Source organism: Erwinia magellanica, assembly GCF_039023495.1.
GTDB lineage: Bacteria > Pseudomonadota > Gammaproteobacteria > Enterobacterales > Enterobacteriaceae > Erwinia.
Window position 1 is genome coordinate 1393650 of the sequence record NZ_JBCHVC010000001.1, and the last position, 12825, is coordinate 1406474.

General features: G+C 50.9%; 11 protein-coding genes. 6 read left to right on the forward strand and 5 right to left on the reverse strand.

The features are described 5' to 3' along the window. Positions 1-80: 80 nt before the first annotated feature. From prc to AAH450_RS06375, 3 genes are all read right to left on the reverse strand, one after another. On the reverse strand, positions 81-2120 hold the full coding sequence (prc, locus tag AAH450_RS06365; protein WP_342909420.1) for a carboxy terminal-processing peptidase: 2040 nt from the start codon (positions 2118-2120) through the stop codon (positions 81-83). A 19-nt stretch (positions 2121-2139) separates the two neighbouring features. Further along, positions 2140-2820 (reverse strand): RNA chaperone ProQ, encoded by a 681-nt coding sequence (proQ, locus tag AAH450_RS06370; protein ID WP_318790383.1) that lies wholly within the window; start codon positions 2818-2820, stop codon positions 2140-2142. Between the two features lie 96 nt (positions 2821-2916). Beyond that, entirely contained in the window at positions 2917-3417 is a 501-nt protein-coding gene (locus AAH450_RS06375; RefSeq protein ID WP_342909421.1) for a GAF domain-containing protein, read from the reverse strand. Between the two features lie 220 nt (positions 3418-3637). On the opposite strand from AAH450_RS06375, the gene yebS reads away from it, so the two are divergent. From yebS to rsmF, 3 genes are all read left to right on the forward strand, one after another. After that, on the forward strand, positions 3638-4882 hold the full coding sequence (gene yebS / locus AAH450_RS06380) for a membrane integrity lipid transport subunit YebS (protein ID WP_342909422.1): 1245 nt from the start codon (positions 3638-3640) through the stop codon (positions 4880-4882). Further along, positions 4851-7487 carry a PqiB family protein gene (locus tag AAH450_RS06385; protein WP_342909423.1) on the forward strand — a complete coding sequence of 879 codons (2637 nt, stop codon included), beginning with the start codon at positions 4851-4853 and terminating at the stop codon, positions 7485-7487. The genes yebS and AAH450_RS06385 overlap by 32 nt, the downstream gene beginning before the upstream one ends. Positions 7488-7575: 88 nt before the next feature. After that, the gene (gene rsmF / locus AAH450_RS06390; protein WP_342909424.1) at positions 7576-9015 is read left to right on the forward strand and encodes a 16S rRNA (cytosine(1407)-C(5))-methyltransferase RsmF; all 1440 of its coding nucleotides are present in this window, start codon (positions 7576-7578) and stop codon (positions 9013-9015) included. A gap of 6 nt (positions 9016-9021) precedes the next feature. On the opposite strand, the gene AAH450_RS06395 is transcribed toward rsmF, so the two are convergent. Then, entirely contained in the window at positions 9022-9669 is a 648-nt protein-coding gene (locus AAH450_RS06395) for a metallophosphoesterase (protein ID WP_342909425.1), read from the reverse strand. 262 nt (positions 9670-9931) lie between these two features. Further along, positions 9932-10231, reverse strand: a complete 300-nt coding sequence (locus tag AAH450_RS06400) for a hypothetical protein (RefSeq protein ID WP_342909426.1) — start codon at positions 10229-10231, stop codon at positions 9932-9934. A gap of 807 nt (positions 10232-11038) precedes the next feature. On the opposite strand from AAH450_RS06400, the gene AAH450_RS06405 reads away from it, so the two are divergent. From AAH450_RS06405 to AAH450_RS06415, 3 genes are read left to right on the forward strand one after another with little or no spacing between them, the layout of a single operon-like run. Beyond that, positions 11039-11518 carry an Hcp family type VI secretion system effector gene (locus AAH450_RS06405; protein WP_342909427.1) on the forward strand — a complete coding sequence of 160 codons (480 nt, stop codon included), beginning with the start codon at positions 11039-11041 and terminating at the stop codon, positions 11516-11518. 14 nt (positions 11519-11532) lie between these two features. Next, positions 11533-11901 carry a tlde1 domain-containing protein gene (locus AAH450_RS06410; protein ID WP_342909428.1) on the forward strand — a complete coding sequence of 123 codons (369 nt, stop codon included), beginning with the start codon at positions 11533-11535 and terminating at the stop codon, positions 11899-11901. Next, positions 11898-12332, forward strand: coding sequence for a hypothetical protein (locus tag AAH450_RS06415; protein ID WP_342909429.1), 435 nt, complete (start codon positions 11898-11900; stop codon positions 12330-12332). Before AAH450_RS06410 ends, AAH450_RS06415 begins: the two co-directional genes overlap by 4 nt. Positions 12333-12825: the final 493 nt, after the last annotated feature.

Below are 12825 nucleotides of genomic sequence, written 5' to 3' on the forward strand. Positions count from 1 at the left end.
TCTCATTTCAGGGTTCAGGAAAGGTGTGTTAACCGGTGGACAATAAAAAAAGGGCACAGACTGTGCTGTGCCCTTCGGGTCTATTTTGCTGCCGCTGGCGGCGTCTGCGCTTTTTCAAGCTGCGCCAGGTCGTTAGCAATACTTACCGTTTCATCAAGATAGGGATCCGGCTCTTTATAATCTTTTGGCAGGTCGTCCAGCTTAGCCAACGGCTTTTTGCCTTCCTGCTGAAGACGGGCATTGATCCGCTCAAGGCGTAACGCATCATCTTCATGGTTCTCTTTCTCACGCTCGGCAAGGTTCAGAGAGATGATATTGCGTTTGTCCTTCATCGCGTTAAAGCGCGCGATATCTTTAATGATGTACTGGAACTCGCGATCTTTAGCGATGCGCTCCTGATGCTCTTTAATCAACTGCGGCTCAAGGGAGGCCAGGTCGCCCGATTTGGTATAGCTGGCGGCGTTGATACTGTCCCACGGCAGCGCGTTGTCTTCAAACTTCTCGCCGGTCTCTACCGCTTCCACACCGGTTGGCATCAGCAGATCGGGCGTTACCCCCTTACGCTGAGTACTGCCGCCGTTAATGCGGTAGAACTTCTGGATAGTGTACTGAACAGAGCCAAGCGCAGGCCATTCAGGGCGCAGCATTTGATCGTAGATGCGATTCAGTGAACGGTACTGCTGAACAGTACCTTTACCAAAGGTCGGTTCACCAACAATCAGCGCACGGCCATAATCCTGCATCGCGGCGGCAAAGATCTCGGAAGCTGACGCGCTGAAGCGGTCCACCAGCACCACCAGCGGGCCTTTGTAATAGACAATGCCATCGTTGTCGCTGTCTTCGCGCACTTTGCCATTGTTATCACGAACCTGAACCACCGGGCCGCTTGGGATAAAGAGGCCAGAGAGGGAAACCGCTTCGGTAAGTGCACCGCCGCCGTTGGTTCTCAGGTCAATTACCACGCTGTCGACATTCTGCTTCTGCAATTTTTGCAGCTGCACCTTCACATCATCCGTCAGGCCAACATAGAAGCCAGGGATATCCAGCACGCCGACTTTTTTGCTGCCAACGTTATGAACCGTCATTTTAACTGCACGATCTTCCAGACGGATCTTCTCACGCGTCAGCGTAACAAAGCGGGTTTTCGTTCCCTTTCCGGCTGGCAGCACTTCCAGACGCACTTTACTGCCTTTGGGACCTTTGATTTGGGCAACAACGTCATCAAGACGCCAGCCGATCACATCCACGACTGGCTTACCTGGCTGGCCGACGCCCACAATACGATCGCCCACGGTAATCGATTTGCTCTTGGCTGCCGGGCCGCCTGCGACCATGGAGTTGATGACCGTGTAGTCATCGTCCATCTGCAACACAGCACCGATACCTTCCAGAGACAGGCTCATTTCCGTATTAAACTGCTCGGTGTTGCGAGGAGAGAGGTAATTGGTGTGCGGGTCGATTTCATGCGCAAAGGCAGTCATCGCCAGCTGGAAGACATCTTCGCTGTTGCTCTGCGCCAGACGACGGATAGCAAACTGATAGCGCTTGGTAAGCACTTCGCGGATCTCTTTCTCTTCTTTGCCGGTCAGCTTCAGGCTCAGCTCGTCATATTTGACTTTGGCATCCCAAAGCTGATTCAGCTCTGCCGTGGTTTTTGGCCACGGTGATTTGCTCCGGTCGATGTCGATAGTATCGTGACCGGTGAAATTCATTGGCTTATTCAGTACGGACAACGCGTACTGGTAGCGCTCAAACCGGCGCTTCTGCGCCAGATTGTATAAATCGTAAAATACATCCAGCTTTCCGGACTTTAGCTCATCGCTTAAGGTCGTTTTTTTACTGGCGTACTGCTCGATATCTGAGGTCAGCAGCAGGTTATGGCTGTAGTCCAGCAGATTGAGATAGCGCTCAAAAATCTTGACTGAAAAATCCTTATCAAGATCGAACTGGCGATAGTGCGAACGGGTAAACCGTGAAGTAACACGTTCACTTACTGTCGCATGCTGCGGTTCCTGATGAAGCTGAGGAATTTGATCGGCACGCGTAATATTATCGGCGGCGAAAACGTTCCCTGCCAGCAGCAGACCTGCAATAACGGTGGTTCTGAAAAAATTGTTCATGCCCTGACTGGCCTCCGTATCAGAACTGCAAGTGTTCTGCGCGTACTATCATTGCCAGGCCGGAAGCCAACTGTACCCGGACGCCATCTTTGGTAATTTCAAGAATGGTTGCGTCCATCGCACTTTTGCCCGCGGTGACTTTGATGTTCTGGCCAACTTGCAGCGCTGCGGTATCGGTAACGGGTTTGGTTTGTGCTGGCTGACGCTCTGCGGAAGGCGCGCTCTCTGCGCTACGCTGCGGTTTGCTGCGAACCTGGCGTGGCTGCTCACCTTCGGCAGAAGGTTTGCGGGCTGGTTTACGAGGACGACGTGGTGCGCTCTCTTCGCCAGCTTCGCGTTTTTTGGCCTGCTGCTTTTCGCGCTGGGCCTGAACACGCGCTTTTGCTTCTTCGAGTTGCTTACGCGCATGTTCAACGTGCTGCTCTTCGAGAACGCCACAGTCTTCACCATCCAGATCGACGCGAATCGCACCGGCTTTAATGCCGTACAGATAGCGCCAGCTGGACGTGTACAGACGCAGCGCAGAGCGAAGCTGAGTTTTACTCAGGCCCATTTCGCCCTGCACGCGGTCGACTAAATCCTGAAAGATGCCGATCTTAAGGGGGCGTGCTTCGCCTTCAGCGCTAAAGCATTTTGGGAAACGCTCGGCCAGAAAGGCGATGACTTCTTTGCTGCTATTCAACTTGGGTTGATTTTCCATGAAATTTCCTGATTACAACGGGTTTGCCAATCAGCGCAGGCATGAACAGGCGTCATTATAATGACACCTTCAGCAAATGCTACGTGATCCAGCGCTTTAGCTGCGTTTCATGTGAATAAATTTTTCCACATCAGACCCGGCAAGCACCTCACACAGCCCGTCAGTGAGGGTTTTCAGCCCCGCTTCGTCTTCACTGTCGAAGCGGTTATATTCCACGCTGTCGATATCGAGTACGCCAATTGTCTGGCCATTTACCACCAGCGGCAGCACAATTTCTGCATTACTGGCCGCATCGCAGGCGATGTGTCCGGGGAAAGCGTGCACATCATCTACGCGTTGAATCTGGCTTTCTGCCACTGCTGTTCCGCACACGCCGCGACCCACGGGAATACGCACACAGGCAATTTTTCCCTGAAACGGCCCCAGTACCAGCGTGTCAGCTTCGGTCAGCAGATAAAAACCTGCCCAGTTAACGCCTTCAAGGCGCTCAAAGAGCAGCGCACTACAGTTGCCCATCGCCGCCAGAAAACTGGTTTCGCCAGCGATAAGCGCGCGCAAATCACGGTTCAGGTCCGAATAAAACTCTGCTTTTGTCATTTTTTAACCATTGTGGAAACGTGTCATGAGGCCCATGATGGCCCCTTGCTAAAATAAGCATTAATTGTCCAGACGGACAAGTGAATCATTGCGTTAGTTAATATACCCTTAGTCTGTCTGGAGCCTTAAGCATGACCAGGACGTGTCATTACCCTTTTAGGGCGATATAATTTAACCCCGCCCTGCACCTGTGCTGCCTGGGCCTGAAAACCTCAGGATTATGAAAATACACGCCATTAGCCATGTTCTGCCTCAGGCACGTTATCAGCGTTGCCCCCAATGCGATACCCTTTTTTCCTTACCAGATGTTAAATCCACTCAGTCTGCGCACTGCCCTCGCTGCAATGCCCGAATAATGAATGGTCGTGACTGGTCGATGACGCGACTCTGCGCCATGGCCATTACTATGCTGCTGTTAATGCCCTTTGCTTTTAGTGAATCGCTGATGAGCATTCGTCTGATCGGCACCACTATCCGGGCCAGTTTGCTGGAAGGAATTACCCAGATGGCGCAGCAGGGCGATGTGGTAACCGCCTCCATGGTAGCCTTTTGCACTATCGGCGCGCCCGCTACCCTGGTGGGTTCTATTGCCTATCTCTATTTCGGTCATCGTCTGGGCATGAATCTGCGCCCGGTGCTGCTGATGCTGGACAGGCTGAAAGAGTGGGTAATGCTGGATATCTACCTGGTGGGGGTCGCCGTCGCCTCGATTAAAGTAAAGGATTATGCGGATATTACGCCTGGCGTTGGGCTTATCGCTTTTATTTCTCTGACGCTGTTGAGTGTGATTACCCTGATCCATCTGAATGTAGAGCAGCTGTGGCACCGCTTCTATCCGCAGCCGCAGCCAAATGTCGCGCTGGAAAAGCTTCGGGTCTGCCTGAGCTGCCACCATACGGGCTTACCGGATGAGCGCGGTCGCTGTCCGCGCTGCCATACGCCTCTCTACTTTCGTCGTCACTTCAGCCTCCAGAAGTCCTGGGCGGCATTAATTTCCGCCATTGTGCTGCTCATTCCGGCCAATTTACTGCCGATCTCCATTATTTATTTGACCGGTTCACGACAGGAAGACACCATCCTTTCCGGTATTATGTCGCTGGCTTCCGGCAATATTCCTGTTGCCGTGGTGGTCTTTGTCGCCAGTATTCTGGTGCCTTTCACCAAGGTGATTGTCTTGCTGACGTTGCTGGTCAGTATCCATTTTAAATGTGAGCAGGGCCTGAAAACCCGCGTTCGCCTGCTCAGGGTTGTCACCTGGGTTGGACGCTGGTCTATGCTGGACCTGTTTGTTATTTCGTTAACCATGTCGCTGGTCAATCGCGATCAGCTTCTGGCTTTTACCATGGGACCGGCAGCCTTCTATTTCGGCTCGTCAGTCATACTCACTATCCTTGCCGTTGAGTGGCTGGATAGCCGTTTACTTTGGGATGCTCATGCAACAGGAAACGCCGACTACACCGATTAACGCGCATATCAAAAGCCGGCGGAAAATTTCGCCCTTCTGGCTGCTACCGTTTATTGCGCTGCTGATCGCAGGCTGGCTCATCTGGACCAACTATCAGGAGCGCGGCACCACCATCACTATCGATTTCGCCACGGCGGAGGGCATCGTGCCGGGCAGAACGCCGATACGCTATCAGGGGGTGGAAGTCGGTCTGGTGCAGGGCATCAGCATGACGGACGATCTGCGTACCATCAAAATAAAAGCCAGTATCAAAAGCGATATGAAAGATGCGCTGCGTGACGATACGCAGTTCTGGCTGGTTACACCGAAAGCTTCGCTGGCGGGCGTGTCGGGGCTGGATGCGCTGGTAGGCGGTAATTATATCGGCATGATGCCAGGAAAAGGTAAACCTCAGGAAAACTTTGTCGCGCAGGATACTCAGCCGAAATATCGGGTTAATACCGGTGAAATGTTGATCCATCTGCATACGCCGGATCTCGGTTCCCTGAATACTGGTTCGCTGGTCTATTACCGGAAAATACCGGTGGGTCGCGTCTATGATTACAGCATCAACCCTGGCAATAAAGGCGTAACCGTTGACGTATTGATCGAGCGTCGTTTTACCAATCTGGTGAAGAAAGAGAGCCGTTTCTGGAACGTTTCTGGCGTGAAAGCGGATGTCGGGCTTAGCGGCGCAAAAGTGCAGTTAGAGAGCCTGGCCGCGCTGGTGAATGGCGCTGTGGCATTCGATTCGCCGGAAGCGTCCGGGCAGGCACAGTCTGAAGATGACTTCACTCTCTATCCGGATCTGGCGCACAGCCACCGCGGCGTGATCATTTCGCTCGATTTGCCGGGTGGAAAAAACCTTAAAGCTAACAGCACGCCATTGATGTATCAGGGCCTTGAAGTGGGCACCCTTACCGCTCTGACCCTGCAAGCTGGCGGCAAAGTCACCGGCGAGTTAACCATCGATCCCTCAGTGACCGGCCTGATGCGTACCGGTACCAGAATTGAGATGCGTAGCCCGAAAATCAGCCTGAACGATACCAGCCTGAGCAACCTGTTAACCGGCAATACCCTGGAGCTGGTGCCAGGCGAGGGAGAGCCGCAGGATCACTTTACCGTGCTGGAGAGCAATGAGTCGCTGCTGCAACAGCCCAACGCCATTGAGCTGAAGCTCACCGCGCCGGAAAGCTACGGCATTGATGCCGGTCAGCCCATCATTTTGCATGGTATGCAGATTGGCCAGGTTGTCAGCCGGACGTTGGTTGAACAGGGTGTAACCTTCGCCATTGCCATTGCGCCGGACTACCGACATCTGGTACATGGCGACAGTAAATTCATCATCAACAGCCGGCTCGACGTGAAGTTTGGCTTGAACGGGATGGAAGTGCTTGGTGCCAGCGCCAGTGAATGGGTGGATGGCGGCATTCGCCTTGATCCCGGCAGTAAAGGCAAAGTGAAAGAGAGCTACCCGCTCTACTCCAACGCGGAAAAAGCAGCGGAAGGGATCACTACCGATCAGCTCCCGACGACGTTAACGCTCACCGCTAAAAGCCTGCCGGATGTCCAGGGTGGCTCCGTGGTGCTTTACCGTAAATTCCAGGTGGGTGAAATTGTTGACGTTATCCCTCGCGCTAACGAGTTTGATGTGCGGGTACATATCAAACAGGAGTACCGCAAGCTGCTGACGCAAAACAGCGTCTTCTGGGCAGAAGGCGGCGCACGCGTCCAGTTGAACGGCAGCGGCCTCACGGTTCAGGCCTCCCCGCTGAATCGTGCGCTCAGAGGCGCTATCAGCTTCGATAACCTGACCGGAGCCGGCGCAGGCCTGACCAGCAAAGACAAACGCGTGCTTTATGACTCTGAAACCGCAGCGCGAGCTGTCGGAAGCCAGATTACGCTGCATACCTATGATGCCACCAAACTGGCTGCCGGAATGCCTATCCGTTACCTCGGCATTACTATTGGCCAGGTGGAAGATTTGGCGCTGAATAAAGATAAAAATCAGGTTATTGCTAAAGCGGTGCTCTATCCCGAATATGTGGATGACTTCGCCCGGCTGGGCACCCGCTTCTCTGTGGTTTCTCCGGAAATATCCGCAGCCGGTGTTAACCATCTGGATACCCTGCTGCAACCCTATATCAACGTCGATCCCGGTAAAGGCGGCGCCCGGCGCACCTTTGAGCTTCAGGAATCCACCATCACCGACGCCCGTTATCTTGATGGCCTTAACGTGATAATGGATGCGCCGGAAGGGGGATCGCTCTCTGTGGGAACGCCGGTTCTGTTCCGTGGAATTGAAGTGGGTACCGTCACCGGAACCTCGCTGGGGGCAATGGCAGACCGCGTGCAAATTACGCTGCGGATCAGCAAGAAATACCAGCACCTGGTGCGTAACAACTCGGTATTCTGGCTCGCCTCCGGCTATAACCTGAAATTCGGTCTGATTGGTGGCGTGGTGAAAACCGGCACCTTCCAGCAATTTATTCAGGGTGGCATCGCCTTTGCCACGCCGCCGACCATTCCGCTGGCTCCTCAGGCCACCTCCGGCAAGCACTATCTGCTGGAGGATGAAGAGCCAAAAGAGTGGCGTAAATGGGGAACCGCACTCCCCGGAAACTAAGCAGAACGGGCAGCCTGGCGCTGCCCGTTTTTTTTCCCCCTGCCGAATGTGATAAACTCAGCCCACTTATTTCCAGTGGAATTTATCAGTGTCCCTTTCCTCACGCGTGACCTTTCCCGAGCCTTTCTTAGCGCAGATGCGCGAGCTGTTGCCCGATGCAGCAGACTTTGACCGTTTTATCGCTATCAGCCAGCAACCCCTGCGCCGCAGCCTGCGCGTGAATACGTTGAAAATCAGCGTGGCGGATTTTCTGACGCTGGTTGCGCCTTATCAGTGGGCACTGACGCCAATCCCATGGTGTGAAGAAGGGTTCTGGATAGTGCGTGATGACGCAGAGACGCTGCCGCTTGGCAGTACTGCGGAGCACCTCGCAGGCCTGTTCTATATTCAGGAAGCCAGCTCGATGCTGCCTGTGAGCGCACTCTTTGCTGGCTGCCCGCAACCTGAAACAGTGATGGACGTCGCCGCGGCGCCCGGTTCTAAAACCACGCAAATTGCGGCGCGGATGGGCAACAGCGGCGCCATCCTTGCCAATGAATACTCCGCCAGCCGGGTAAAAGTGCTGCATGCCAACCTGAGCCGCTGCGGCGTCAGCAATACGGCCATGACCCATTTCGACGGCAGAGTGTTTGGCGCCGCGTTACCAGAAAGTTTCGACGCCATTCTGCTGGATGCCCCCTGCTCCGGCGAAGGCGTTATCCGTAAGGATGCTGATGCGCTGCGTAACTGGTCGCTTGCCAGCACCGAAGAGATTGCCGCCACACAGCATGATCTGATTGAAAGTGCTTTTCATGCGCTCAAACCCGGCGGCACGCTGGTCTATTCTACCTGTACCCTGAACCGCAGCGAAAATCAGCAGGTGATTGCCTGGCTGCAACAGGCTTATCCCGACTGCGTGGAGATCGAACCGCTGAACGATCTCTTCCCCGGCGCGGAGCAGGCCATCACGCCCGAAGGATTCCTGCACGTATTCCCGCAGATATTCGACAGCGAAGGCTTTTTTGTCGCACGCTTGCGCAAGTTACAGAGTCTTGAGCGGTTACCGGTGCCGGGCTATAAAGTGGGTAAGCTGCCCTTCTTCCCGGTTAAACGTGCGGTTCAGAAGGATATTGCCGAGGCCGCAGCAAAGTCGGGGCTGAGCTGGAACCAGCAGACGCATACGTTATGGGAGCGGGATAAGGAAATCTGGCTGTTTCCGGTCGCCATTGAACCGTTGCTGGGCAAGGTGCGCTTTTCGCGTATTGGCCTGAAGCTGGCGGAAACGTTTACTAAAGGATATCGCTGGCAGCATGGGGCAGTTATCGCACTCGCCCAGCCCGAGGCTAAGAACCGTTTCGAACTCACCCCTGCTGAGGCGGAAGAGTGGTATCGCGGTAGAGATATCTATCCGGAACGTGACCTGCCGGCGGATGAGCTGATTGTGACCTGCCAGCATCAGCCGTTAGGTCTGGCAAAGCGAGTAGGCAACAGGATCAAGAATAGCTATCCGCGGGAACTGGTGAGGGATGGCAAACTCTTCTCTTTTTAACCAGATTTACTGCACCTGCACCAGAGTGAGCTGATTGCCAAACACCGCACCCGTATCAATATAGTGCTGGTTATAAGCCTCCAGCGGGGCTGACAGCGGAGTGTGCCCAAAATAAAACGCATCTGCCCCGGTAATTACCTGCCCTTTCCCTTGCTGGAGCCGCTCTATACGAGAGCGGTTCCAGACAACCTTCTCTTCATCCACTGCGCTCCCCCAGGCATAATGGGGTAAAGGATAGTCGGCATGTGCCACTACCACGAGGCGCTCCTGAAGCTGAAGATGCAGGATCAACGGCAGATTATGGCAGCGACTGATAGCATGTTTCGCCTCCATCATCGCCATACCCTCAAGGTGGTAAAACCACTCCCCACCGTTTGAGATCCACTGATGATGATTCCCCTTCTTCAGCGCATTAATGGCCATCTCTTCATGATTTCCCCGCACGCTGCGGAACCAGGGTTCCTTAAGCAACGCCAGACAACCCGGACTGTCTGGTCCGCGGTCAATCAGATCGCCAACGGATATCAACAGATCTTCATCTTCAGAGAAGTGCCGGGCCAGTAGTGCCTCATCCAGTTTTTCCCTGCATCCGTGCAGGTCACCTACGATATAGATATGTCGCCAGTTTTCACTATTAAGATGTTGATACAGCATGACTCACCCTGGTCCAATTTAACGGAAAATATTGACGGTCGGTTTAAGTATTCCGGTCTAAAGTATAGTCTGTTCAGGGATCCGGAGATTGAGGGCATATGAGTAGCCGCAAACAATTTTATCTTGTGCTGGCTTTGATTACGGCAGGAAGTCTGTTGATTATTGAAGTGTTAGCCCGACTGGTGCATCTGATTATCGTGGGCTGAGGCTGACAGCGCCAAACCTCCAGGTCTGGCAACCTGCTGACGCTGTCGCTGCGGGATTATTTAGCTTTTAACGCCCGTGGATTCTTTCTCAGTGAAGCGGACCAGTTAAACTCTTTTACTTCACTCTCTTTGGCTGATGAGGCTTTGCGCGGTTTTTTGGCAATCACGGCCTTGGTGCTCTCCTTCACCACACGATCCTTCATTACCAGCCTTTTGGCCTCTTTCAGAATCTCCTTTTCCTCTTTTTTGCTCGCAACATGACTTAATTTTAAAGTCAGGCTTTTTACCTTTGCGGCAACCAGCTCTTTTTCAGCTTCCGTAAACTGGTCGATTGAAATCTCTTTATCGCTTTTCATCTCTCTGCTCCTGCCTGAACGTTCGGACGCGGATTTTGCGTGACGTTGTGGCCCCATGAGCCTAAAGGGTTGAAGGCAGATAAACAAGTATTCGCTAAAAACCTGTGGGTTTGGCTGCATTTTTACGCTAAACGGCAGGTAGATTTCTTAAAACCTCACAAAAAAGCGATCTTTCGGTAGTGATACTGAAAACGGGCATATCAGACCTGGCATAAGGTTGCTTTGAGATCCTGTAAACGCCTAAATAAAAGATAATGAAAAACGCTAACTTGATCTGAAGGTTACTCAGCGACCACTAAGATTTTGGTTCGTAACTTATCGAAGTAAAGCCCGCTAATTATGTGAACATCTAATGAAGAGATTGTCGCCTGATGCTGGTGGAGTCGATATCGAATTTAAAATTCCTTTCCAGTTCCTTTTGAGGCGCTCCGTTTCTTAGTCAACACGCCTTTAGATTGATAGCGCCGCAGTCAAGATGATACCAGCCACCACCTTACATCCCTATGATTTATAGTGCCTTTTAAATATCACGGTCGTAACAGAGATAATTTTATTTGTTCGTAGCCAAAGAATTCTTTATAAAAATATAACCCCATTAAGTCGAAATTGAATATCTCCTTTAATACATGCACGGAGATTAAACTCTGTGTCAAATAATATGCCAACTCCCGACGCAATCTACTTTTGTTTGATGTAAGTTAAGTTTTATTGAAGTGACTTTGTCCGACTCTGGAAAAAGGAAATCTGTTTTGTTATGTCTATTTTTAAAGGGATTTTTAACCAGTAAACACCATAAGGATATAACAGATGGCTATTCCAGCTTACCTTTGGCTTAAAGATGATGGCGGCGCCGATATCAAAGGCTCTGTAGACGTACAGCGCAGAGAGGGCAGCATCGAGATTATCAGCTTTGCTCATGGTCTTAGCATCCCTACCGACGATCACAGCGGAAAACTTACCGGAACACGTATACACAGCGCTCTGGAATTTGAGAAAGAATTTGATTCTTCCAGCCCCTACCTTTACAGAGCAGTGGCTACCGGTCAGACACTGAAGAGCGCTGAAATAAAATGGTATCGAATCAATCATGCCGGCCAGGAAGAAGAATATTTTAATATGTTCCTTGAGGGTGTGAAAGTCGTCTCAGTTTGCCCAATTATGCACAACATCAAAACCAATCCAGTAATGAATCACCTGGAGTCCGTAACTGTCCGTTACGAAAGGATCACCTGGAAATATTGCGATGGCAATGTTCATTTTTCTGACTCATGGAAAGAGCGGGCATAACAAGGAGGGGTTAAATGACCTGGATTTATGACGTGAATAAAAATGCGTTTTATCACAATGGGAATTTTGAATTTTATGGATTATATGCTGGTGCTCCAGGGTATGAAAATAACACAAAATATGAATGTGTCAGAGATAAAGGACCACTGCCGCGAGGAAGGTACAGGATTGTAGGCGTTCCGTTCAAACATAAAAAAGCAGGCCCTTTTACATTAAGGCTTGAGCCACTTCCGGGTAATAATATGTGTGGGCGAGCAGGGTTCCTAATACATGGTGATAGCAGCCGGCATCCCGGCACTGCATCAAATGGTTGCATAATTCTTGCCCCTCATTTTCGAAGAGTGATCTGGGACAGTTTGGATAAAGAGGTCATTATACAATGAAGTTATTAACTTTTCCTTTATTATTTTTTTGCGTTAGCTCTTATGCTACTTCAGTAAAAGATGATAATTGCAAATCACCTATATCTGGTATTTCATCATCATTAATGAACGATATGTACAATTCCATGAGAATTGATACTGACAGTATAGACAAAAAAAAGACCACAACCGAATTAATATTTAATGAACCTGTGGATGAGAATTTGGCACATCAATATGCAATTCAAGATTACAGGGCAAGCCCTAACAAAGGGACTACTGCAAAGGATTATTTCGATATTTTCTTCAGCTATAATCCACGAAACCTGATTATAAAGTTTACATTTTTTAAAAATGGAAAGAGAGATATTTTTTTAGTCTCAGCTTTGGTAAACGATTATGAATGCAGCGTCAGGTATAATGGTTATATTATAGTCAAACGTGAGTTCTGAATATAATAACCCCTGATGCAAGGGCAAAGGGGGTTCTACTGATATGTTAATACTGATTGTAATATAATAAATTTCCATTTGAGGAAGTGCTTAAATCGAGCGTCAATTTAATTATAATACAGCAATCCACTGGCTCGAATGGCTGGAAAAAATGACTACAAAGTGTCTACAGAGGGTTTTACAGGAGGTAAGACGGTAGAACTGGAGAGGTTATAACTCGTTGTTTACGATGTAATTAATTGATTTATAACACCAAATAAAAAAAAGACCGAAGACGATTCCTATCTTCGGTCCAGGGAAATGGCTCCTTATGAGAGCCGTGCGCTAAAAGTTGGCATTTATGCAGGCTATGTCGCCTTGCCCTTTAAAAGATAGTTCAGGTGAGGGGTTTTACCAGCCATCGGGAGGGGGCCTGGGGGAAAGATGTTAGCTCTGTGATCATGGCGGCAAATATGGTTACTCTGCCTTGCCAGACGGCAAAGCAGTGACAGGG

Bases quoted from the DNA above. Each gene is read 5' to 3' on its own strand.
- AAH450_RS06415 (WP_342909429.1), top strand. From the start codon at position 11,898: ATGAAGTTATTAACTTTTCCTTTATTATTTTTTTGCGTTAGCTCTTAT.
- AAH450_RS06385 (WP_342909423.1), top strand. From the start codon at position 4,851: ATGCAACAGGAAACGCCGACTACACCGATTAACGCGCATATCAAAAGC.
- yebS (WP_342909422.1), top strand. From the start codon at position 3,638: ATGAAAATACACGCCATTAGCCATGTTCTGCCTCAGGCACGTTATCAG.
- prc (WP_342909420.1), bottom strand. From the start codon at position 2,120: ATGAACAATTTTTTCAGAACCACCGTTATTGCAGGTCTGCTGCTGGCA.
- proQ (WP_318790383.1), bottom strand. From the start codon at position 2,820: ATGGAAAATCAACCCAAGTTGAATAGCAGCAAAGAAGTCATCGCCTTT.
- AAH450_RS06395 (WP_342909425.1), bottom strand. From the start codon at position 9,669: ATGCTGTATCAACATCTTAATAGTGAAAACTGGCGACATATCTATATC.
- AAH450_RS06405 (WP_342909427.1), top strand. From the start codon at position 11,039: ATGGCTATTCCAGCTTACCTTTGGCTTAAAGATGATGGCGGCGCCGAT.
- AAH450_RS06410 (WP_342909428.1), top strand. From the start codon at position 11,533: ATGACCTGGATTTATGACGTGAATAAAAATGCGTTTTATCACAATGGG.
- AAH450_RS06400 (WP_342909426.1), bottom strand. From the start codon at position 10,231: ATGAAAAGCGATAAAGAGATTTCAATCGACCAGTTTACGGAAGCTGAA.
- AAH450_RS06375 (WP_342909421.1), bottom strand. From the start codon at position 3,417: ATGACAAAAGCAGAGTTTTATTCGGACCTGAACCGTGATTTGCGCGCG.